The sequence below is a fragment of the Chloroflexota bacterium genome (assembly GCA_026710945.1).
Taxonomy (GTDB): domain Bacteria; phylum Chloroflexota; class UBA11872; order VXOZ01; family VXOZ01; genus VXOZ01.
In genome coordinates, this window is sequence record JAPOQA010000037.1 from 1 (window position 1) to 21,968 (window position 21,968).

The following is a 21,968-nucleotide window of genomic DNA, read 5'->3' on the forward strand; positions in this document are numbered from 1 at the left end:
CGACATACTCATGTTCAGTTCGTGAGCTGGTGCCAGGGGAAAAACCGTATCCACAAGGGTATTGAGTGGGTCTAACTTCCATGGCATGGACACTGCATACAACGAAAACTCCCATATTCGATGGTGTAACCTATCAACCCGGTCTATTCACTCGAGGAGAGGGAGTCTTTTCGCTAGCCAGCTTGGACTTTGCATCGGACTGGTGACCCAAGCCTGCGCCGTACGCCGTTACGGGACTCTCCTACTGCAAAATGCCCCACCGCAAGTGGAGCAAGCTCAGCCGCATACGCAAGAGAGCGGGGAATGAACTGAGCTCATTCCCCGCTCTTCCGCAAGATAGGTAGGCGTTATTAGTCATTCCTCTTGCCAACACGAACGCAACCTCAAGTTCCAGAAAAATTGGCAATTTGTGTATAATGTCCTTTGTGAAAGACAAGGAGCGGCATTAGCGTATTGCACATTTGCCGCACAATAGGAACAGACCGGCCCGCGAACGATCAAGCGTGCGATTTCGGGGCTGCGAGATGCAGGCGACATGAGTCGACGGAAAGCGGATTAGACAACTCAGGACAGTGTGACGTAGTGGTTCACCAAGGAAGTGCGGCATGGCGAAGGTAGTGACGCTAGATGAAAGCACCCAGCCGTTGCGCACCTTGATTGCGCAGGAACTTCAGACCTACGACGAGCAGGGATTCGTCATTCTAAATGATGTCTTTCCGTCCCAGGACATCACTACCCTCAACGACGAGATCGAGCGTCTCATGCCGGAGCATGGCGACACCATGGCAAACCGGCCGGGTTGGATTTTTCAGTTGGGGCTGCGTTCCGAGCTCATCAGCAACTTCGCCCGCGACGAACGAATCCTGTCCCTGATCGAGGATATTGTGCACCCCGGCATTGCCATTCACTCCGCAAAACTCGTCTCCAAGGTGCCCCACTCCGACATCGTCTGCCACTGGCACCAGGACGAGGCCTTCTACACGCGGCCCGACGATCCCAAGTCGTTCAGCCAGACGCGCATGTCCATCTGGGTGCCGCTGCAGGACGCCAACGAGGCCAACGGCTGCATGTGGGTGGTGCCGGGCAGTCACCGCTGGGGACTGCAGGACTACGAAGTCATGGACTATGGGGCCTGCGTCCGCAAGCTCACGCCCGAAGAATACGCCAACGAGCATGCCATTCCCGTCCCGCTGCCGGCCGGCTCCATGTTGCTCTTCCACGGCCTGCTGTGGCACCACTCCAAAGGCAACAGCACCGACCACGTGCGCCAGGCCTTCATCGTCTCGTACCAGGAAGCCACGTCCTTGGCCGACGTCGGCCAGCGCAAGCTCATCCGGCCTGCTCCCGCGAGCAATGGGGAGTAGTGCGCGGTGGTCTTGCAAGTCAGAATTGATTGGGCAGGAGATCGGTAGCGTAGGTTTGCAACCTGCGCCTACTCTGGCGTTGCCGGACAGCAATGCGTGTGCTTGTAGTACTTCATCAGAACCATCTCAACTCAGCAAAAAGATAGAGCACAGCCACTCCTCCAAACACGACTATAATTACCCACCCCCAGATTACATTCAGCTTTGCTTTCTCTTCCTGATATTCGCGCCACGATTTGTCCAATGGACTTTCCCAATTTTCTTCGAACCCGCGGTTCCATTTTTCTTCTTCGTGATAACATATAACCTCCATTTCTTGCTCGCTACGATCCTCATCTCTAGGTGCTAGGTGCCTCATTAAAGATGCCCCTTTGCAACACGTAGTGTAGTAATAATTGCTACAGTGCACTTCTTGTGAGCCGCAAGGAGACACGCATGAATCTACACGATGTGCCCCTTCTCGGATAAGAAAGACTTACAAGCTGCCTTGCGACAGTAGCGAGGGGGATTATATCATGAACACAATTTCGGTACAGGGTACCGAATTTAGTAGAGTGTGGCACTGTGGAGAAAGAGAAGGATTCTCAATTGAGACCAATAGCGATCTTCTTACAGTCTCTACTGTCATTCTTGTAGGCTTGGGAATCGTATGGCGTGTCGAGACACGCATTTCTGCGCTCTCTGATCGTGTTTCTCACATCGAGGGCTTAGTTGAGGGTTTTGTCACCAAAGATGACTTCTCTCGGTTAGACAGCCGCATGTCTTGCATTGAAGGTTTACTCGAAGGCTACTTCCAATCTGGCAAGAAGGATGACGCGCAGTGACCGAACTGGAATGGCTGGGTAAAACGGTCTGAGCCATACTCAGCCCAACGCCGGGGAAGGCGGAGAGAGCCACTGCCGACATGTCAGCCGATGACCCACGCTTTGACGAACCAGTTACTCTAAGCAGCCCAGACCCGTCAGACCAAGACGGTTAATACGCTCAGCGAATTCGTTAACGTAGAGTTGAAGATGCTTCGGGCCCTTGGAGTGGTGCACTCCTTTGTAGCTACGCTTCAGTACAACTCAGCGACTCTCGATCCCATTCGTGGTTGTTTTATCCCGCACGTACTCGTCGCTACTGTGCTGAACCCAGGAATGCCAGTATCCCTTAAGGTTCTTGTACCCACCTGCATCGTCGCTGAAGACAGTAGACTCCTGCCTGATATTCTTGATGATGGCCCGGGAAAGCGTTCGCGCCGACGTATCCAGGATCATGACCGGCCGACATCCCCGCTTCTCTCACGTGCGCCAAGCACAATCTCCTTGCCTTCATGCCATCAATCGTGCAGATTCTTCTTGGAATGCTTGTTCTTCTCTATCCCGCCCACATACGTCCCGTCTACTTCGACAGTACCGGAAAGAAGCTCACCCAAGCCAGTCATGCAAGTTTGGAGTATTGACCCATGCCCATAAATTCCCTAGCATGGAGTCATAATTCAAGCTAAACGCCCGGTCTGAACACCAAGCGTTTTGCATGCCTCATGTTCCACGAAGGAGGTTACGATGTCTGCTGTACCCCATCTTCACCCTCACGCGCAAGGCGTATCCGGCAGCATGTGTGCAGTTCCTGGCATCTACCGGTGTGTGCAGTTCCCTGCATTCACAAAACGCTTTGATCCGTTCGACACATTTCCTTCTGTCAACGGAGCCAATGTACAATGGTGTTTGATTGGCTGAAGTAGCCTTGACCGCTGGACATAGCTATTCAACTACTTCGTTCCCGAATAATAGCGTGTTGCGAAAGGCTTCATCCTGAAACTACCAGAGTTTGACCACAACGGTAATGGTCCACATTGGCTCTTGTGTCCAACTTGCGGTCACGATTATATGCACCAACAAACGGTTGAAGTATACAACAGAAGTGAGGATAGCCCAGACAAACCTGTAATCGTCCCCGGTTGTGATGAGTTTGGCGTTCCAAGTGTTGCGTCTGACGAAGAACTGTCCATTGAGAAAGCTCTTGAAGAACTCCCAGTCCGCGGCAACCCATCTTTTCGACGCTCTGGCTTACGCGTTTGGTTCTACTGTGAGCAAGGCTGTATCAATTCGTTAGTGGTATTGCAGCACAAGGGTAATACTGAGATGTATTTTGAGATCCCTTCGCATGTATGATTGGCAAGCATGAGGGGTTTCTGCCGTAGGCTTGTAGTCTACTCAGGCAAGTGATAGTTCCGTTTTTTCTAGGTATTGGCCCTTCTAGCTCTTCAACCAGCGGTCTAAGAACTGCACCGAGTGCATGCGTTCCGTCTCTTCTTCCGGTTCGACCGGCTCCACCTCGTGGCCGCCCTCGTGGACGTGGATTTCGCACCGCTCGCCGATGCCGAGCCGTTCATAAATGGCCTTGACCTCGGCAAACGCCTGCTCGGCCAATTTCCAGTACACCGCGCCGTCGTGCTTGCCCTCCTCCACCATGAACGCACGTGGACAGATCAGCGAGGCGATGTCGCTGTCGGCAAACTCGTGCAGGTGGGGGTATATCTTGTCTTCCTCCGCGGTGAGAGCGAACGGACGGTAGTGCTCGGAGGGTATCACCTGCTTCTGGTAGCGCTCGTTGAACCACGCCGTGCTGACCACGGCCTGCAAGCGGGTATCCAAGGCGCCGAGCCAGAGCCCCGACTGCCCGCCTTGAGACTTGCCGTAGAAGCCGATGCGGCCGCTATCCACCTGCGGCAAGCTTTCCAGCAGGTCCACGCCCCGCGAGAGCGCAAACATCTCCACGCCAAACAGGTCCATGCCGATAGTGCGGCAGAGGCGGTTGAGGTACATGCGGGCGTGGGGTTGCGCGCTCTTGAGCTCTTGCAGCTTCGGGGCAAAGCGTCCGGCCAGCGTATCCGGCTCGAAACCGGTCACCATGCGCGTGGCGAGCACGGTATAGCCGTGCCGCGCCAGCCGCCCGCCAATGCGGTGGTAGGTGCTGTCCTTGCCGGCATGCTCGTCAGCGGTGAAGCCGCAAGCGACTTCCGGTACGCCGTAGATACCGATCTGCAAGACCACACCGGGAAACGGCCCTTTGCCAAGCGGCGTCAGGAGAAGCGCATCGCTTTCCACGCCTTCGAACACGCGATAGTACACGCGCTCGACGCGAAAGTCCGCGGTGGTCGCCAGCGGCTCGATGCGCAGGTGCATGTCGTGCCGCTCCCACGGCCAACCGCCCAGGCTATCCAGGAAGTGCTGCCGGTTGGGCTCCACCGAATGCACGTAGGCATCCAGGCTGGAGAAGTCCCGGTTCCAGTAGCGTTCCCGCGCGTCGTAAAGCTGCTTGATGTAGTGGAGCAGGTAGTCCTCGTACTGCTCGTACAAGCGCTGCTGCCGCGGATTCACGTCCTCGATGCCGAGAACGGGCCAATCGTCGTAATAGGCCATGCTGCAAAACCTCCTATTTCTGTTCGCACCGCGAATGTGTTACGTGGAATGTGCCGCGTTCCTCCTTGTGCCCTCAATCCGTTCGTGCTGAGCCTGTCGAAGCACAGGAGGGGAGTGAAGCAACTAAACCAGCAATCTGACTTCCTATGCCGTTCACCCTTCGACAAGCTCAGGGCGAACGGGCTTGGTTAATGGCCATTCCACCTCCCAATCCGCTCGTGTTGACCCCTTTCACCTCGCATGACCGGACCATACGCCCAGTGACTCTACGTGCAGGTCATCCCCCCGCCGCGATGCCGCTCAATCCCGGTTGCACCATCTTGGCCGGGTCGAGCGCTTCATCCAATTGCTCATCGGTGAGATCAGTGATCTCTTTGGCGACTTCGCGAACCGTCTTATTCTCGGCGTACGCGGTCTTGGCGATCACTGCGGCTTGATCGTAGCCCACGAGTGGGGCCAAGGCCGTGGCCGTCATGAGGCCGCGCTCCACCGTGGCGGGGCCCTGTTCCGTTGCCTGGATGCCGCTCACGCACTGGTCGGCAAAGTTCGCCGCCGCCTTGCTGAGCAGGCCAATTGGCCGCAAGACGTTATACGTCGCCACCGGCAGCATGGTATTGAGCTCGAAATACCCCCACTGGCCGGACAGGGTCACCACGTGGTGGTTGCCCATGGCCTGCGCGCAGACCTGGATTACCGACTCGGGAATGACCGGATTCACCTTGCCGGGCATGATGCTGCTCCCCGGCTGCACCTCCGGCAGCAGCAGTTCGCCGAGCCCGGCGCGCGGACCCGATCCCAGCCAGCGGATGTCGTTGGCGATCTTGAGCAACGCCACGGCCACGGTATTGAGCATGCCGCTCGTCATCACGAACGTATCGATGGCGCTCTGCGCCTGGAAGTGGTTCTCGGTCTCGCGGATATGGTAGCCCGTCGCGGCGCGCAGTTTGGCGCAGACGCGGCGCGCAAACTCGGGGTGCGCGTTGATGCCGGTGCCCACCGCCGTGCCGCCGAGCGCAATCTCGCCCAGCCAGTCCTCGGCGTGGCGCAGGTGCTTGACCGCCCGTTCGATCTGCCCCGCGTAGCCCTGAAACTCCTGCCCCAGGCGGATGGGCGTGGCGTCCTGCAAATGCGTGCGGCCGGTCTTGATGATGGGCATGAATTCTTCAGATTTGGCTATTAGGGCGCGTTGCAAGTGTGCCAATGCCGGGATCAGGTCTTCGCGGATGCCCAGAAGCGCCGACAGATGCATCGCCGCCGGAATCACGTCGTTGGACGACTGGCAGATGTTCACGTGGTCGTTTGGATGGATCGTGCGGGACCCCCGCTCCTCGCCGAGGATTTCAACCGCACGGTTGGCGATGACCTCGTTAGCGTTCATGTTGGTGGACGTGCCGGAACCGGTCTGGAAGATATCGAGGACGAATTCGCCGTCCAGCGTGCCGTCCGCCACTTCCTGCGCCGCCTGCATGATGGCGCCCGCCAATCTTTCGTCCAGTAAACCAAGCTCTTGGTTCGTCTCCGCCGTCTTCTGCTTGATCAAGCCGAGCGCTTGGATGAACCGGCGCGGGAAGCGCAGGTCGCTGATGGGAAAATTCAGCACCGCCCGTTGCGTCGAGGCGCCGTAATACGCATCGGCGGGCACCTCCATCTCGCCCATCGAATCCCGCTCGGTGCGGGTTTCTTCATTTGCCATATGCGGTCCTTTCGTCCGTCAAATTCCGTTTACAGTTTACGACCGGCTTGCTCGACGCGACAGTTCACTTCATGCAAATAGCCGATACGCCGCCCGTCACTTTCGCTCGTCAACCTGTCACGTCGGCGTCCGTCTCTCCCGCTTTCGCGGGAGACCAGCTTAACTGTGCCCTTTGCACGCTCACGCCTGTCCGAATACGCGTTCCAAGATGAACTCTCCACCCGGCACGTTACGCTCACGGTACGCATGGAGAAAACGCTCCCAATCGTACGCCACCTCGCGCCGTTCGACGCCAATGCCCTCTTCCCCGAGTGTTAGCACGGCGTACCGCGCCACGGGATGTGTACCGCAGCCGAGTGCGCCAGGATTCAAGAATGTGCGCCCCGGCCTTGCAAAGAAGTGGCCGTCGTGGTGGTGGCCGGTGAGCACCGCGGCGGCAGGATGTTCGCCATAGTGCGCGTCGAGCTTTGCCAACGTGGGTTCCGGGTCTATCGGCAGCAGCTTCTGCACCGCATCCAGGTGGTAGTGAGCGATGAAGAGCTCCAGGTCGCCATGTTGCGGCGACAGTATGCGGGGCAGTGCTGTTAACTGCGGCACGAAGCGGCGGTCAAGTTCATTTGCAACCCACTGGTGATGTTCTGCCATTCCCGGCGGGCTGTTGGGCACTTCACCGGCCAACAGCGCCAGGATGCAGTCTTCGTGATTCCCCGCGACACTCGAAAAACTAGGCATTCCGAACAGCAGTTCCAGCGCCTCATTGGTGTACGGTCCAATGCCGATCAGGTCGCCCGCGCCATAGATGTGGGACAGGTCGTCCTCCCGCGCCAGTTCCGCCAGCACGGCCCGCAGCGCCGGCGCATTGCCATGCACGTCGGTGATAAAGCCTATTTTTGTTGCCATGACAGTGTGCCTCTTCGCAATTAAACTTCGAGACGTAAAGAGAGAACTCATTCCTATCGTAGACCTTAATCAGCTTTGCGCTCAACCTCTCACACCTGATCATGATGGATCTTTGCCCGATCGGCCGGAACAAAGAAACGGACATTTATCGTCTCCAAACATCAGTGTATCTTGGAATGAAACGGCTTAGATTCCGCGAACCCTGTTCGACGCTGCGCTCCGCATGACATCTTCTTCGTAGCACGGGAGCTTTCCCCCGCTCCGCATGACACCTTCTTCGTAGCGCGGGGGCTTGTCCCCCGCTCCGCATGACATCTTCTTCGTAGCGCGGGAGCTTGTCCCCCGCTCCGCATGACACCTTCTTCGTAGCGCGGGGGCTTGTCCTCCGCTTCCGTGCCCAATTGAGGAAGAATACGAATGGAACACGTCGCTGTTGTTGCGTTGTCGTACTTGGACGGATAGAGTCAATCTGCGCAGCTATCAGCATTGAGTCCTCAACCGGCAGTCTCGCCCCACCAAGCCAAGTCTCGTACCTGGAACATGATTAGGTTAAGATAGGGTAACAAGAGAAGCGCGCGGGGATACGAGTGCCCTCGCAGGGGCGGCATGGTGAAATCACCAATTGCTGGTCGTGCCCTGCGCGCCTGGTGTGAGACACACCCACGCAATGGGCGCTGAGAGTCAGGAGAAAAGAAAGTCTATGGAGAAATTAGCGATTCGCGGCGGCACGCCGGTATGTACAACAAAGTTCCCTTCCTGGCCTCAGCACGATGAGCGGGAAAAGGAACTCTTGCACCAGGTGTTGGAGAGCAGCCGATGGGGCGGCACGGCCCACGGCCCGATGGTCATGGAACTCAACGCGCGTTTCTGCGACTACCACGACGCCTTGTTTGGGATACCGCTTACGAGCTGCACCGCGGGCCTGGACATCGGCCTGCGGGCTTTTGACATCGGACCCGGCGACGAGGTGATCGTGCCGGCCTTCACCTTCATGGCCACGGCTTTTGCGCCCATGTACGTCGGCGCTGACGTGGTGTTTGCCGACGTAGACCCCAACTCGCTCTGTCTCGATCCGGCGGCAGTGGCCGCTGCTATCACGCCCCGCACCCGCGCCATCATACCCGTGCACTTTGGCGGCTATCCCGCACAGATTGACGAACTCGGCGCCATTGCAAAGGCTCACGACCTGGCCGTCATCGTCGATTGCGCTCACGCTCACGGCACCGAATGGGCCGGCAAGAAGGTGGGCGGCTGGGGCGACCTGAATTCCTACAGCTTCAACCAGGCCAAGAACATGACCTGCGGCGAGGGCGGCCTGGCGACCACCGACAACGAAGCCCTGTGGGAACGCTGCTTCTACACGCTGGCGTGCTTTGGCCGCAAGAACGGCCGCCCCTGGTACGAGCACCACGAGCTCGGCCAGGCCTACCCCATGAACGAATTCCAGGCCGCCGTCTGCCTGCCGCAACTCGAGCGGCTCGACGAGCACACGAAGCGGCGCAACCAAAACGCGGCGTATCTCTCCAGCATGCTCACGGAGATCCCCGGTCTCACGGTGCAGGAACTAGCGCCGGAGGTCACGCAGCACGGCTACCACATCTACCCCATGCGTCTGGATGCCGAGGAGTTCGGCACCGACCGTGAGACCTTCCTGCAGGCGGTGCAGGCGGAGGGCATCGGCATATCCAGCGGCTACCCGTGGCCGCTGTATGACAACCCCATGTTCGATAAGTCCGACGGCTCGGTGAAAGGTGCCATCGGCGGTTTTCGCACTGAGCCGTGTCCGGTCACCGAGCGGCTTTGCCACGAGGAAGCGGCCTGGATCGGCCAGACCACGCTTCTCGCCGACCAGAGCGCCATGGATGACATCGCTGCCGCCATCGCCAAGGTGCAACGAAACGTGGACCAACTGCAGGCAGTATATTCATAGTTCTCGGTGGAGGCGCGTCCCTGAGAACGCAACCTTCTGCGGGGGCCATGCCATCAGCACGGCGGGGCGCGGATAAACAGACTTCTGTTGGATTGAAGACCCCCTCTCCCGCAGGAGACTCGTGCATAAACTTTGCCGAGACGTGAAAGTCTCCTCCTCCGGCGGAGGCCATTGAATCCCTCCGTCATTCCGGCGCAAGCCGGAATCCAGGGGGAGTGGGTAGAAGCCGTGAAGCCGTTCTTCATCCCCCCAGCCCGATTCTCGCCCAGCAGGAGGGAGGGGGCTATCTCGCCTGGGCAGAGGTCAAGCAAGGCGCTCCGGTGGGTGAGCGCTAGCTGCCCGCCCCGCACGCGAAACGGGAGGCGAGGGAGAGTTTCCGTAGTCTTGCCTGTTTCACACAGGCCGCAGGGTCTCCGCAGGGACGATGAACCGTACGAGCCAGGATCTTTTCGCGCCGGCCCTCTCTCCCCAGGGAGAGCGGAGACCTCTCGCGCTGCGGACGGATGTTGTGCAAGGGTTTATTGGTGGCAAGAGCGCGGATTTCGTGCGGCAAGGAGGCGCGTATGAGCGGCAAACCCGTATGCTATGTGAACGGGCAACTCGTGCCGGAAAGCGCCAATGCGGTCTCGCCGCTTGACCGGGGTTTGCTGCTGGGGGACGGGCTATTCGAGACCATGCGCGTTGTGCGCGAGCGCGTGCTGCAGTGGGATCGGCACTGGGAACGGCTGCGCGGAGGGGCACAAGCGCTTGGACTTGCGTTGCCCTGGACCTCGGATGAACTGCGCGAAGCGGTCGACCGGACGCTGTACGCCAACAATCTGTGCGAGGCCACCGCCCGCCTCACGGTCACGCGCGGGACCAGTGCCGCGCGGGGTCTCCTGCCGCCAGGCGACACGCAGCCGACACTCCTCATTCGCGTAACGCCCTTCGCTCCTTACCCGGCCCACCTCTATCGCAACGGGATGCAAGTGATAGTCAGCCGCAGAGTTCACCGGAATGAGCAGTCGCCCCTGTCCCGCATCAAGTCGCTGTGCTATCTGGACAATGTTGTCGCCCGCCAAGAAGCGATGGAGAGTGACGCCGATGAGGCCTTGCTGCTCAACACGCAAGGCAGCGTGGTGTGCGCCACAACCGCGAATGTCTTTTGCGTGCAAGCAGGTCGCTTACACACGCCACCCGTAGCAGAAGGCGCGTTGCCGGGTACGATACGCGCTCTGGTGTGTGGAGAACTGGCACAGAAGCTGCAGTGCGGCGTCAAGATCTCGCGGCTAGACGAGGCAGCGTTGTTCTCGGCTGACGAGGTCTTTCTGACGAACGCCCTCATGGGCATTATGCCGGTATGCGCCATAGATGGACGGCCGCTTGGCGCGGGCGTTCCGGGCCCGGTCACGGGGCGATTTCGCGCCGCATATGAGGAGTGGTTAACAGCGCAAAGCGGGGCGAAAACAAGGTGACAAAGAGGGGTATTCACTGCTATACTAAATCCAGGTATGAGCGTATACCTGCTTGCTGCCTGATTTATGGGTCGGTGGGCGAGCGGTCAAAACCACCAGACTGTAAATCTGGCGCCGTAATGGCTACGGAGGTTCGAATCCTCCCCGGCCCACCGCGATAGTTCTCCGCGTGATAGAGAACGCTCTGGTCCCGTGGTGTAGTTGGCCTAACACACGGCCCTGTCAAGGCTGAGATCGCCGGTTCGAATCCGGTCGGGACCGCCCCCCTTTGAAGCGCTGCCCGGCAGCGGCTTCGGATAATTGGCAGCGCGAGAAGGATTGTGGAATCCACGACCCTTCTTTTACTTGGCGTAAGCTAGGCATGAGATCGCGGTGTTCTATCTGTGACTGCCGCGCCGCTACCCTCTGTTTCGATCGCGTACTCTCTGGCAGCATGCAGGCTTGGTGTCCTCTCATGAGCCTGGGGGTGTTGCCCGTGTCCATCCATCTGCGCAAATGAAGAAGCCGCGAGCGCATGCGCTCGCGGCTTCTTGAATCTCACACTCTTCAGCAAAATCGACGGCAGACTCTCTGTCTGCTCTTCTAGCGTCCTACCGGCTGCGCCGTCGTCTCCGCCGAATCGACCATCTTATAGAGGCGGGCTTCTTCCCGCTTCTTCTGGGCCCAGCGCTTCGTCGTGATAAGGCGCTTGCGGCGATACTCATCGTCCGTGTGGTACTTGTTACGCACGTAGCACTTGCGGCACCGCAACGCACGCTGCACAACTGTGCCGCAATCGATGCAGAACTTCGGTTCCTTGGGCTTCTTCGGTTGCTTGCTCAAGCGGATGCGGCGCAACTCGGCGACACGCTCCTTATTCTCCCGCGCCCACCTGCGATTCTTCTCCAGAATCTTGTCCTTGTTGCGTTGATAGTAGCGCTTGAAATACGTAGAGAGCCGCTCGGCGCGGCCGCAACGCGCACACAGGCCGGCGCGCTTGGATTTACCGTCACGCTGACCGGTAATATCGGTCTCGCAGCGCGCACAGGTAAGAACTTGAACTGTTGCCTCCATCGGAACCTCCAGCAGAAACTGAACACGAATACCTAAAAGAGAACCAAACGCATGCTGCACTCGGACAAGCTGCGCAAGCGCACCAACTCCTCTGAAAACTTCTGCCTTGCCCCTAAACTGACTCGATTAGCTAGTTTGTGTGCAATTTCACATGCAGGTCAAGGATATCTAATATTGGCGGCTGCTGTCAAGCTTCTGCAAATGCGATTGATGCGCGCCATAACAGGGAAAAGTCACTTTTTGCACGAATTCACCCCCGCAAAGTTTCCTAAGAGATTGATAAGAATTCGCTTTTCGGCAGTATCTCAACGTGGTGGGCAGCAATGCTATGCAGCACAACGATACTCAGCGGTCGCTGAATCTGTGCATACTGCACAACATACGGGGTTGACAGGTCTGGGGTCTCTCTTGACTTTACATGCAAAGCCGTAGAGTTTGCAGCATACCCCCTCTTTCGTACACCAAACATATCGAGATATTGACAAGGTCTACGTCTATCGATTGGCCTGTTACTATTGTCACAAGGCTGGCCGCAAACTGCTTGATAGTTGGAGATCAACAGGGTAACTGTACCGCAATATCAGTGTCGCCAGAGGGCCAAGGTGCCCCCATGTGAGCCCTACATCCTTCAAAATTCAGTTGATGCGACTGAGCAGGACATACCTGTGGCGATTCTTGTAGGAAGTTGGCGCAGCTTGTAGATCCAGTAACTCGGCCGGAACTGCGAAATTGTGTCTCAAGCCTCGCCGCTTTGGTCCAAGAGGTGTTCGGCAACGCCGAATTGCGTGCATCCTGCCACAAAGGGATGGGTGTGCAAGGTACGGTGGTGGGGCGAAACGGCTGACCGCTGCAGGGCGTCAAGCTGGCTGCGGTGGGCTGATTCGTCTATCACTTCGGTCCGAAACGCTATTCGTCAATTGAAATTGCTACGGGCGCAGACGGAAGCTTTCGCTTACTGTTACCGTAAGGGTACTACCCGACAGAGAAATATCCGCGGAGCTAAATGCAGATCGCTGCCATGGAACAATCGAACGCAGATAGCGCACAAGCTTGGCCGCCCCTGCCGCCTAACGGCTGGAGTTTGGCCGCGTTTGCGCTGGGCGCGTTTTGGTACCTGCGGGAAGGCATCACCGGCAAGGGGCGCGTTCTGCTCGTGCCACAGAGCGTGGTGGTCATACTCGCGCTGATTAACGCAGTGTTTATCTTCCGCCAGTCGCCGTTCGAGACGGCAGCGCTGCCTGCGGCAGTTGCGGCGCTGGTGCTCTGGTCGCTCGTCGGCTCCTATTGCGCCGCATCGTTTCGCGGCGACGCCTACCGCCGCTGGTGCGAGGCGAACGGGCAAACGCCGCTGGTGCCGGCCCAGTGGCAGTGGGGGGCCTTCTTGCTTACCGGCGGCTGGTACGTGGCCCACGGCATGCGGGTGAAGGGTCTGTGGCTTTGGCTGGCTTTCTTTACGTCGGTGGGCAGCATTGTCGGCATTCCGCTTGCGTTCGCCCTCATGTGCTACTGCGGCGCGAACTTTTGCGCGGAACGGTACCTGGAAAAACCGCCGGCAGAAATCGGCCCCACGCCCCAAGAGCGCTGGATTCACCAGGACTTACTGAAAGCGCTGACGGCGGTTGCCAAGACTCCCCAGGCATCGCTGCGCGCCTCGCTGCTGGAATCTGCGGTGCGTGGCCTGCGCAGGCAGGGATATGCCGTGCGTCTGGATGATGAGCAAGCTGAAGGAGCGTCTGCCCTGACGTTGGAAAGAGGCTTGCGCTTCCTGGCTGTGCGCGTCGTACCGGAATCGCCGGTGTCCGCGGATGAGGTCGAGATGCTTGTGACGGCCTTGGAAGAAGATAAATACAAAGTGGGTGTGCTGGTGGTAAACGGGCCGCTCACCAACGCGGCCCAGGCGGCAGCAACGCGAGCGCACGTGCGGATACTGGATGTGCAGGGCGTGGAAGCGTAGCACCATGGACTGCCTGTGCAGGTCGGAATTTGCAGTTCCGCGCCTCGGTCTCCTGGAAGAGGGGACAAGGGTGAAAGGGAACGCTCCTCCTCCGGTTCCCTCTCCCTGAGGAGACCTTTGCATAACCCCACTTTCAAGCAGGGGCACTCCCTCTCCTGGGGGAGAGGGTTGGGGTGAGGGGGGTCTTTTTGCTACAATGGCCCTTTACGTTGAGTAGTGTCAAGACGTATCAAGGCAGAATCGGTGTGCAAATGGAGAGATTTCAGGAGTTTCCCCCTCACCCTAGCCCTCTCCCGTCGAGGGAGAGGGAACACTCTCGCTTCCGCTTAGGTATCGCAAAGGTCTCCTGAGGGAAAGGGCTAGGGTGAGGGGGATTCTTTTCGAAAGGGAGTACACTGCCAAGAGGCGGCTGCGGCTTTCGGAGACCAGCCACACGCGCGACAAGAAGGGGCAATGGTTAGGCAACCACATTGAATTCACCGACACAGACTGACCGGTTCCCTCTCCCGGGGGAGAGGGTTAGGGTGAGGGGTCTTCAAGACTCAGAGCTTGAATTGCTTGGTGGCAGCCACGGCTCCCGGAGACCAGCCACAGGCGCGACAATTTAGGGCAAAACTAGAGCTACGACATCGGATTCATCGATAGTGACTGAGGGGTAAGGCTTGTGAAGTCGGCACGCTCGGCAATTCTCATAGCGCTTATCGGCGTCAGCATCCTGTTCCTACGCCGGCTGCGGCAGTGGGCGGGCAATCCGCCTACGCAGCGAACCTCCCACAAGGAAGCCATCGAGCCGCCGGAACTCGTCGCGCGGTACAGCCGCTTCATGGCGCTGCTCCCCATGCGGGTAGTGCGCGGCTACCTGGCGCGCTACGCTACCGCTGGGTCCACGCAGTGGCGCATCCTGGACGTGGGGTGCGGGCCGGGGTGGTTTCCCCTTGAGCTGGCGGCGTGCGCGCCTCAGGCTACCGTGACTGGCATTGACCTCTCACTGCCCATGCTCACAACGGCAACCGCCCACGCCGCGACCGACCGTCACGAACAGGCCGTGCATTTCGCGCAGGCGCGCGGCGAGGTGCTGCCGTTTGCGGACGATACGTTCGATCTTGTCGTGAGCACGCTGGCTCTGCACCACGTGCAGGACCCGGTAGCCGCGCTCGCGGAGCTACGGCGCGTGGCGCAACCATCGGGCCGGATCCTCGTGGCCGACACCCGCCGCGACATTCACCCCTGGCTGTGGACGCTGCTCAAAGCAAGCCAGGTGGGCATAGACGGGCTGGCGCTCTGCGAAAACGGCGAGCCCTCAGCGTCCATCGGCGCTTCCTACACCGCTTCCGAGGCACACCGCCTCGCCCTCCAAGCCGGTTGGGAGCGCGCCCGCGTGCAAGCCGGCCCCGGCTGGATCCTGCTCGAACGCCTGCCCACACAAGCGACGACCTACCCCGTGCCCCCAACCCCACGCCGCAAGCGAAACGGTAGGCCGTAGGAATCTAAGAACGCCAATTGCTGGGAGGAGAATTTCTTACCAGTTGTGGCGCAGGGCCTTCGCGAAACCAGACTCACATGGACGTTGCAAGCGTAGTTTGAATCCGAACAAAGCGCGGCGTAAAATTGTTGCCTACCTTGCTGAGGCGATATCATACAGAGGTGACCCGTACATTTATGAAAGAAACTACCCTGCCATGATTGCGATAATTGACTACGGCGCCGGGAATTTGCGGAGTGTCAGCCGGGCGGTGGCGTTGCATACGCCGGACTTTGTGGTGACGCAGGACCCGGCGGAAGTAGAACGCGCCGCGGCGGTGATCTTGCCCGGTGTGGGCGCGGCGGGGGATACCATTCGCGGGCTGGAGCGGCACGGCATGATTGAGGTGGTGCAGGCCACGATCGCTTCCGGCAAGCCGTATTTCGGCATTTGCATGGGGATGCAGGTCTTGCTCACGGCCAGTGAAGAGGACGGCGGCACGCCCTGCCTCGATCTCTATCCCGGCCTCGTGCGGCGCTTCCCCAAGGGGCTCACCGTGCCGCACATGGGCTGGAACCAGGTGCGGCAGACACAGGAGCACCCGATGTTCGCCGGCATTCCGGACGAAGCGTATTTCTACTTTGTGCACTCGTACTACACCGACCCGGAGGACGCCGCGCTGACCGCCGGCGCCACCGACTATGGCGTCGCCTTCCCCAGCGTGATAGCGCAGGAGAATGTGTTTGCGACGCAGTTCCACCCGGAGAAGAGCGCGGGTATGGGATTGCGGCTCTATGAGAATTTCGTGGCGTGGGCGGTGGGCGCGCACAGCGCAAGAACTGCATAAATCTCAGGAAGAGCGCTTCGACAGGCTCAGCGCGAACGGGGTAAGAACGCTGCGGCAAGCACAACGGAAACGGCGGCAAGAGCGTTTCGACAGGCTCAGCGCGAACGGGGGTAAGAACGCAGCGCGAACAGGGGTAAGAAGGCAACGCGAACGGGGGTAAGAGCGCAACGCGAACGGCGGCGAGAACGCTGCGATAGGCTAAGTACAGGCTTTGCCGAAGGGTCGCAGGATGAACGAATGCCGCGAGCGCAAGGCATGTTTCTTCCAAAGGGGCGCTTGATTTTTGACGCCAAGAGGCGGGGGACAAGCCCCCGCGCTACGAGAGCCTGCATTGGGTTTGGGCAACGCTGGAGAATGAACAGTCAATTCGTCTAGGTCAGTGCATTCGCCAAGACCTTGCGCAACCCAAATGGTGTGCGCCAAGAGGCGGGGGACAAGCCCCCGCGCAACAAGAATCTGAATTGGGTTTGGGTAACACTGGAGATTCAGAATTCAGCTTGTCTGGGTAACTGCATATTCCCAGCGTTGCCGCAACCCTAGCTGGGCGCCAAGAGGCGGGGGACAAGCCCCCGCGCTACACTGATCGGATGATTGTCGAGCCTATTGTGGTAAGTGCGCAAGAACGAAATCTCAGTGGTTGAAGTGTCAAAACGCCGCTGCCGTTGAGGCGACGCGGAGGATGTGCGCAGTACGCCATGCAAGTAATTCCCGCGATAGACATCAAAGACGGCGCGGTGGTGCGCCTCTTCAAAGGTGACTTTGACCAGAGCACCGTCTTCTCCCACGATCCGGTGGAGACCGCCCGCGGCTGGGAGGAACAGGGCGCGGCGTTGCTCCACGTGGTGGACCTGGACGGCACCGAGCGCGGCAAGAGCCGGAACCACCCGGTTGTCGCGGCGATTGCCGAGGCGCTGACCATTCCCGTGCAGATGGGCGGCGGCTTGCGCGACCTCGCTGCTATCGAGCAGGCAGTCGCGGCAGGCGTGGCGCGGGTCGTGTTGGGCACGGTGGCGTTGGAGCAGCCTGAGTTGGTCGCCGAGGCGTGCGCGCGCTATCCCGGCCGGGTGGTCGTCGCGTTAGATGCCCGCAACGGCAAGGTGATGACCCACGGCTGGCAGCATGAGAGCGGCGTGGACATGTTCGTTCTGGCGCACCAGATGGTGGCGAGCGGCGTGAGCCGGTTTCTCTACACCGACGTGGAGCGCGACGGCACGCTCTCCCAGCCGAATTTTGAGGCAACGGGGGCGCTGGCTCGAGCCGTCAGCGTGCCGGTAATCGCCTCCGGCGGTGTCGCCAGTCTCGACCACCTCACGCGGCTGACGACGCTCGGCGTCGAAGGGGCCATCGTCGGCGTATCCCTCTATCGTGGCGCGTTCACGCTGCCGGAAGCGCTGGCGACCGTGCGGCGCGCGGCACAGTAACTCCAATTCCAACATCGCTTCGGGTTTACTTCTGTTTGGGCTGAATTGCAGCTTAGTCGCGGCGGCACATGTGATGGAGCGGAGATTCATAGTACGTCGCCGCGCTAATGCTCGCCAGCACTGTGCCGTCGCTCTGCTCCACAAACCAGATCACGTACGGGATGTGGAGGTCGCCTGCGAATGCTACCTCCCACACCGGACTCTGCGTCCGCAGGGAGTAGGCGGAGGTGAGACGCGCCTCAAACAAGCCTTGTGAGAAGTCCTGCTCCAAGCGACCATGCGCCTCCCGACAGGAGATAATCTCAGAAAGATGCGTGCGCACCGCCGCGAGAGCAGCCTCTTTGCTACTTATAGGAGCATCGGCCCCGCCACGCAGGGCAGGTTGCGGCGCTGTGTCAGCATCTGAAAATTCCCCAGCACCGCCGCACGCAGCAAGCAGCAAGACCATCAACGCAAGACCGAGCGCGCAGACGTAGTTTTGTGCCGCTACATGCACAGGATTTCTCCCCTCTTTTTCCTTCCTTAACTCATTCCAATGCCATTTCGCGACTTGGGCGCGAACGATTAGTTGCAAAGCGCAGCGCTCTGCGCAGAGCGCTGACAAGTCTAGCTACGCGTTCAACTCCACCGGCCCGCTCAACCGATAGCAACGCGAACCGCGTAAGACGTGAAGTTGGATTCCTGCTTTGCGCGGAAATGACGGGCTGGGGACGCCGGTTACAAACCTGCGCGACCAAGGCAGTTCGTTGGCCTCCCTAGCGTGAAGGTGAGGGCTGCCCTTTGTAGCGCGGGGCCTTGTCCCCCGCCAGAGCAACTGCTCTGTGTAGCGCGGGGGCTTGTCCCCCGCCGGAGCAACTGCTCTTTGTAGCGCGGGGGCTTGTCCCCCGCCAGAGCAACTGCACTTCGTAGCGCGGGGGCTTGTCCTCCGCCAGAGCAACTGCTCTTTGTAGCGCGGGGGCTTGTCCCCCGCCAGAGCAACTGCACTTCGTAGCGCGGGGGCTTGTCCTCCGCCAGAGCAACTGCTCTTTGTAGCGCGGGGGCTTGTCCCCTGCCAGAGCACTGCACTTTGTAGCGCGGGGGCTTGTCCCCCGCCAGAGCACGCGAAACTGCGACCACATCAGCAGCACAAGGCGTGGCTCTAACACTTCCACTGATAGAAACGGGTGCGCAAGGGCTTGACCCTACAACAGGCGCAGAGCCTGCCCCGTACTCGATACGGGGTTGCAAACCTGTCCTGAGCACTTCGGCAGGGTCAGCACAGGCTCTGCCGAAGGGCCCGTCCTGAGCCTGTCGAAGGGCCCGTCCTGAGCCTGTCGAAGGGCCCGTCCTGAGCCTGTCGAAGGGCCTGCGCTACCGGAATTGTAAGGTAATGAGAGCTCCGTATTCCTTGCCAAGAAAGCTAATGCGACAACATTGGGGCTCAGTCCCCGCTCCTCAACACTCCCTTGCAGTCTTGCCAAGATTGCTTTGGATGCACTATTTTGGTACAAACTTGGGAGAAGAGGGTAAAGTAGCCCCGGAAGTAGCAGCGGGCGCCAGCGCACGTGCAAGCGGCTTGCACGGGAAGTCCAGGAGCAGCACACCATGGCCGGTCTCACCGAAGCACAGCTCGATCAATTTGCTGAACAAGGGTACGTGGTCGCGGAAAACGTGCTCGATCCGGCGGAAGACCTGGCGCCGGTGATGGCGGAATACGGTGAGGTGTTGGACGGCATCGCCCGTGACCTGCACGCCGAAGGTGTCATTTCCTCCACCTATGCCGACCTGCCGTTCGACCAGCGGCTCATTCACGTCTGCGACGAGAGCCGCCAGCTCTTCACCCAGCCGTTCGATATCTCCCTGCCGCAGAGCGCCGAGCGCGCCGACGCGCCCATGCACACCGGCCCGGCCGTCTTTAGCCTGCTTATCAACCGCCGCCTGCTCGATTGCGTCGAGAGCATCATGGGGCCGGAAATCCTCAACAATCCGATACAGCACGTGCGCATGAAGTTACCGCGCCACGCCGTGCATACGGAGGGATCGAGCGGCTTGGCCGGCCCCACGCCCTGGCACCAGGACAACGGCGTGGTGGTCACAGAGGCGGATGAAACGGAAATGCTCACGGTGTGGCTGCCCTTGAATGATGCCACCATTGAGAATAGCTGCCTGAACGTCGTGCCGTACTCGTATCGGGACGGCCTCGCCGTGCACTGCCCGGGCGCCGGCGGCCTAAGCATACCGGAAGAGCAGATGGATGTGGCGAAAGCCGTGCCGCTGCCCATGCAGGCCGGCAGCGTGCTCTTCATGCACCGCCGTACCATGCACTGTTCGTACGATAACAAGACAGAGGACGAGGTGCGCTGGAGCTTCGACCTGCGCTACCACCCGAGCGGTCAACCCAGCGGCCGCCCGGTCTTCCCTGACTTTGTAGCCCGCAGCCGCGCCAACCCCGAGACGGAACTCCGTTCCGCTGCCGGGTGGGCGCAGCTCTGGGCGGATGCGCGGGTTCGTCTGGCCGCTTCCGCTAAACAGAAGTTCAACCGCTGGTCCGCCGACCACCCCGCCTGCGCCTAACAGGCAACATCGCCTTACTGGCAGGATCTGCTCTGCATGGCGGCAGGCGAAGGCACTTTTTCCCCGTAGCGCGGGAGCTTGTCCCACAAAGAGGTCTCCAGGTTTCGTGACATGCTCTTTTTCCCCGTAGCGCGGGGGCTTGTCCCCCGCCAATTTGCCGCTAGTTTAACGTGGTCAGGCCTTCCATCCGTCACTCCGGCGAACGCCGGAGTCCAGGGCGCGTACAAAGTGCAAAAATGGATTCCTGCCCGTTTTAAGCCCGGGGCAGGCTTTTCGCGGGAGTGATGTATTGAGTTGATATCGCCTTATGTAGCGCGGGGGCTTGTCCCCCGCCAATTCGCCGCTGGTTAAACGAAACTAGGCGTTCGATCCGTCACTCCGGCGAACGCCGGAGTCCAGGGCGCGTGCAAAGAACGAAGATGGATTCCTGCGCGTTTCAAGCCCGGGTCAGGCTTTTCGCGGGAATGACGAGCCCGTTCTTCCGACCCTCTCCTGCCGCAATAAATCCTGTCTTTGTGTGGGAGCCTGCCTGCCACTCTCAATAATCGCTTGAAGGCTTGCCTAGAGTGCTCTGGATGTATTATTTTGGTACAAGACAGATACATGGGCGTAAAGAACCTCGGCATTGGCATCTATCGCAATCGGATGTGCATACGTTCCGCATTGGACAATTAGGAGCAGCAAAAAATGGCCGGCTTGACGCAAGCGCAACTCAATCAACTTACTGAACAAGGCTACGTTGTCGTAGAAAACGTCCTCGATCCGGAAGAAGACCTGGCGCCGGTGATGGCGGAATATGCCGACGTGCTGGACGGTATCGCCCGCAATCTCTACGCTGAGGGCGTTATTTCCTCTGTGTATGCCGACCTGCCGTTCGACCAGCGGCTAATTCAAGTCTGCGACGAGAGCGGCCAGATTTTTGCCCAGCCTTTCGACATTTCACTGCCGCAGAAAGCCATAGGGGCTGACGCGCCGATGCACACCGGCCCGGCCGTCTTCAATCTGCTCGTAAACTCACGTTTGCTCGATTGCGCGGAGAGCGTCGTGGGGCCTGAAATCCTCTCCAACCCCGTGCAGCACGTGCGCATGAAGCTGCCGCGTCACGTCGTCCATGTGGAGAACCCGAGCAATCTTTCCGTGGCCGTGCCCTGGCACCAGGACAACGGCGTGGTGGTAGAAGAGGCGGACGAAACCGAGATGCTGACAGTGTGGCTACCCCTGAACGATGCCACCATCGAGAATAGCTGCATGTACGCCGTGCCTTACTCGCACCGGGAAGAAGAGCTCGCCGTACACTGCCCGGGCGTCGGCGGCGTCTGGATACCGGAAACACTTGTGGACGTGGCGAACGCCGTACCGTTGCCCATGCAGGCGGGAAGCATTCTGCTCATGCACAGCAAGACCATGCACTGTTCGTACGACAACAAGACCCAGGACCAGGTGCGCTGGAGTTTCGACCTGCGCTATCAGCCGGTCGGCCAGCCTACCGGGCGACCGGTCTTCCCCGAGTTCGTGGCCCGCAGCCGCGCCAATCCTGAATCGGAGCTGCGCGATGCCGCAACGTGGACCCAAATGTGGGAAGACGCCCGACCTAAACTGGCCGCCTCCTCTACCGAGAACTTCAACCGCTGGTCCGCTGACCATCCCGTGTGCGCGTAACGGGCCAGGCGATTTGATAGACTCGCAGTCGGCCCAAGTGGCTACAGCCTAGGCACTCTCTCTACCCGTAGCGCGGGGGCTTGTCCCCCGCTCCTGGCGCAAAGCTTGTTGTGCAACATGATGGATGCCCACCCCATATCAAGTATGGAGCAGGCATCGCGCGGATATCACCATGGCCTTGCCCAGGCCACACCAGCGCACGAAAATGGAGAAAGCGCCGGGCGGCAGCACGAAGGCGGTAGCCATTGGCTCCATGGCAGCGCGTCACCCT

At 59.6% G+C, this 21,968-nt stretch carries 16 protein-coding genes and 2 tRNA genes; 12 read left to right on the forward strand and 6 right to left on the reverse strand.

Annotation, left to right across the window (positions count from 1 at the left end; all coding sequences use genetic code 11):
* Positions 1–605: 605 nt before the first annotated feature.
* The gene (locus OXE05_07300) at positions 606–1,364 is read left to right on the forward strand and encodes a phytanoyl-CoA dioxygenase family protein (GenBank protein ID MCY4437125.1); all 759 of its coding nucleotides are present in this window, start codon (positions 606–608) and stop codon (positions 1,362–1,364) included.
* 515 nt (positions 1,365–1,879) lie between these two features.
* Positions 1,880–2,188: a hypothetical protein gene (locus OXE05_07305; protein MCY4437126.1), complete on the forward strand. Its 309-nt coding sequence runs from the start codon at positions 1,880–1,882 to the stop codon at positions 2,186–2,188.
* A gap of 1,416 nt (positions 2,189–3,604) precedes the next feature.
* Here OXE05_07305 and OXE05_07310 read toward each other — a convergent pair.
* The 3 genes from OXE05_07310 to OXE05_07320 form a co-directional block, all read right to left on the reverse strand.
* On the reverse strand, positions 3,605–4,771 hold the full coding sequence (locus OXE05_07310) for an acetylxylan esterase (GenBank protein ID MCY4437127.1): 1,167 nt from the start codon (positions 4,769–4,771) through the stop codon (positions 3,605–3,607).
* 277 nt (positions 4,772–5,048) lie between these two features.
* The gene (locus tag OXE05_07315) at positions 5,049–6,464 is read right to left on the reverse strand and encodes a class II fumarate hydratase (GenBank protein MCY4437128.1); all 1,416 of its coding nucleotides are present in this window, start codon (positions 6,462–6,464) and stop codon (positions 5,049–5,051) included.
* Between the two features lie 180 nt (positions 6,465–6,644).
* Entirely contained in the window at positions 6,645–7,364 is a 720-nt protein-coding gene (locus OXE05_07320) for a metallophosphoesterase family protein (protein MCY4437129.1), read from the reverse strand.
* A gap of 700 nt (positions 7,365–8,064) precedes the next feature.
* Between OXE05_07320 and OXE05_07325 the strand changes: the two genes are divergently transcribed.
* The 4 genes from OXE05_07325 to OXE05_07340 all read left to right on the forward strand — a co-directional run bounded on the left by OXE05_07325 (position 8,065) and on the right by OXE05_07340 (position 11,009).
* Positions 8,065–9,294 (forward strand): DegT/DnrJ/EryC1/StrS family aminotransferase, encoded by a 1,230-nt coding sequence (locus OXE05_07325; GenBank protein MCY4437130.1) that lies wholly within the window; start codon positions 8,065–8,067, stop codon positions 9,292–9,294.
* A 563-nt stretch (positions 9,295–9,857) separates the two neighbouring features.
* Positions 9,858–10,748: an aminotransferase class IV gene (locus tag OXE05_07330; GenBank protein ID MCY4437131.1), complete on the forward strand. Its 891-nt coding sequence runs from the start codon at positions 9,858–9,860 to the stop codon at positions 10,746–10,748.
* Positions 10,749–10,816: 68 nt separating this feature from the next.
* Positions 10,817–10,900: transfer RNA gene (locus tag OXE05_07335), tRNA-Tyr, on the forward strand.
* Between the two features lie 34 nt (positions 10,901–10,934).
* A tRNA-Asp gene (locus OXE05_07340) sits at positions 10,935–11,009 on the forward strand.
* 321 nt (positions 11,010–11,330) lie between these two features.
* On the opposite strand, the gene OXE05_07345 is transcribed toward OXE05_07340, so the two are convergent.
* Together OXE05_07345 and OXE05_07350 are read right to left on the reverse strand one after the other, a co-directional pair.
* Positions 11,331–11,801, reverse strand: coding sequence for a hypothetical protein (locus OXE05_07345; GenBank protein ID MCY4437132.1), 471 nt, complete (start codon positions 11,799–11,801; stop codon positions 11,331–11,333).
* A gap of 736 nt (positions 11,802–12,537) precedes the next feature.
* On the reverse strand, positions 12,538–12,693 hold the full coding sequence (locus tag OXE05_07350) for a hypothetical protein (protein MCY4437133.1): 156 nt from the start codon (positions 12,691–12,693) through the stop codon (positions 12,538–12,540).
* 126 nt (positions 12,694–12,819) lie between these two features.
* Between OXE05_07350 and OXE05_07355 the strand changes: the two genes are divergently transcribed.
* From OXE05_07355 to hisA, 4 genes are all read left to right on the forward strand, one after another.
* Entirely contained in the window at positions 12,820–13,755 is a 936-nt protein-coding gene (locus tag OXE05_07355; protein ID MCY4437134.1) for a restriction endonuclease, read from the forward strand.
* A gap of 664 nt (positions 13,756–14,419) precedes the next feature.
* The gene (locus OXE05_07360; GenBank protein MCY4437135.1) at positions 14,420–15,238 is read left to right on the forward strand and encodes a class I SAM-dependent methyltransferase; all 819 of its coding nucleotides are present in this window, start codon (positions 14,420–14,422) and stop codon (positions 15,236–15,238) included.
* 196 nt (positions 15,239–15,434) lie between these two features.
* Positions 15,435–16,064, forward strand: a complete 630-nt coding sequence (gene hisH / locus OXE05_07365; GenBank protein ID MCY4437136.1) for an imidazole glycerol phosphate synthase subunit HisH — start codon at positions 15,435–15,437, stop codon at positions 16,062–16,064.
* 695 nt (positions 16,065–16,759) lie between these two features.
* Positions 16,760–17,485, forward strand: coding sequence for a 1-(5-phosphoribosyl)-5-[(5-phosphoribosylamino)methylideneamino]imidazole-4-carboxamide isomerase (gene hisA / locus OXE05_07370; GenBank protein MCY4437137.1), 726 nt, complete (start codon positions 16,760–16,762; stop codon positions 17,483–17,485).
* Between the two features lie 52 nt (positions 17,486–17,537).
* Here the strand turns inward: hisA and OXE05_07375 are convergent, their stop codons facing one another.
* A complete protein-coding gene (locus OXE05_07375) occupies positions 17,538–17,981 on the reverse strand; it encodes a hypothetical protein (GenBank protein MCY4437138.1) in 444 nt (147 codons plus the stop codon).
* 1,088 nt (positions 17,982–19,069) lie between these two features.
* Between OXE05_07375 and OXE05_07380 the strand changes: the two genes are divergently transcribed.
* Together OXE05_07380 and OXE05_07385 are read left to right on the forward strand one after the other, a co-directional pair.
* The gene (locus tag OXE05_07380; protein ID MCY4437139.1) at positions 19,070–20,038 is read left to right on the forward strand and encodes a phytanoyl-CoA dioxygenase family protein; all 969 of its coding nucleotides are present in this window, start codon (positions 19,070–19,072) and stop codon (positions 20,036–20,038) included.
* A 687-nt stretch (positions 20,039–20,725) separates the two neighbouring features.
* Entirely contained in the window at positions 20,726–21,697 is a 972-nt protein-coding gene (locus tag OXE05_07385; protein MCY4437140.1) for a phytanoyl-CoA dioxygenase family protein, read from the forward strand.
* The last annotated feature ends 271 nt before the right edge of the window (positions 21,698–21,968 follow it).

Excerpts from the sequence above, each read along its gene's own strand:
- OXE05_07380 (MCY4437139.1), top strand. The coding sequence starts at position 19,070 with ATGGCCGGTCTCACCGAAGCACAGCTCGATCAATTTGCTGAACAAGGG.
- OXE05_07355 (MCY4437134.1), top strand. The coding sequence starts at position 12,820 with ATGGAACAATCGAACGCAGATAGCGCACAAGCTTGGCCGCCCCTGCCG.
- OXE05_07305 (MCY4437126.1), top strand. The coding sequence starts at position 1,880 with ATGAACACAATTTCGGTACAGGGTACCGAATTTAGTAGAGTGTGGCAC.
- OXE05_07320 (MCY4437129.1), bottom strand. The coding sequence starts at position 7,364 with ATGGCAACAAAAATAGGCTTTATCACCGACGTGCATGGCAATGCGCCG.
- OXE05_07325 (MCY4437130.1), top strand. The coding sequence starts at position 8,065 with ATGGAGAAATTAGCGATTCGCGGCGGCACGCCGGTATGTACAACAAAG.
- OXE05_07330 (MCY4437131.1), top strand. The coding sequence starts at position 9,858 with ATGAGCGGCAAACCCGTATGCTATGTGAACGGGCAACTCGTGCCGGAA.
- hisA (MCY4437137.1), top strand. The coding sequence starts at position 16,760 with ATGCAAGTAATTCCCGCGATAGACATCAAAGACGGCGCGGTGGTGCGC.
- OXE05_07315 (MCY4437128.1), bottom strand. The coding sequence starts at position 6,464 with ATGGCAAATGAAGAAACCCGCACCGAGCGGGATTCGATGGGCGAGATG.
- hisH (MCY4437136.1), top strand. The coding sequence starts at position 15,435 with ATGATTGCGATAATTGACTACGGCGCCGGGAATTTGCGGAGTGTCAGC.
- OXE05_07310 (MCY4437127.1), bottom strand. The coding sequence starts at position 4,771 with ATGGCCTATTACGACGATTGGCCCGTTCTCGGCATCGAGGACGTGAAT.
- OXE05_07385 (MCY4437140.1), top strand. The coding sequence starts at position 20,726 with ATGGCCGGCTTGACGCAAGCGCAACTCAATCAACTTACTGAACAAGGC.
- OXE05_07300 (MCY4437125.1), top strand. The coding sequence starts at position 606 with ATGGCGAAGGTAGTGACGCTAGATGAAAGCACCCAGCCGTTGCGCACC.
- OXE05_07345 (MCY4437132.1), bottom strand. The coding sequence starts at position 11,801 with ATGGAGGCAACAGTTCAAGTTCTTACCTGTGCGCGCTGCGAGACCGAT.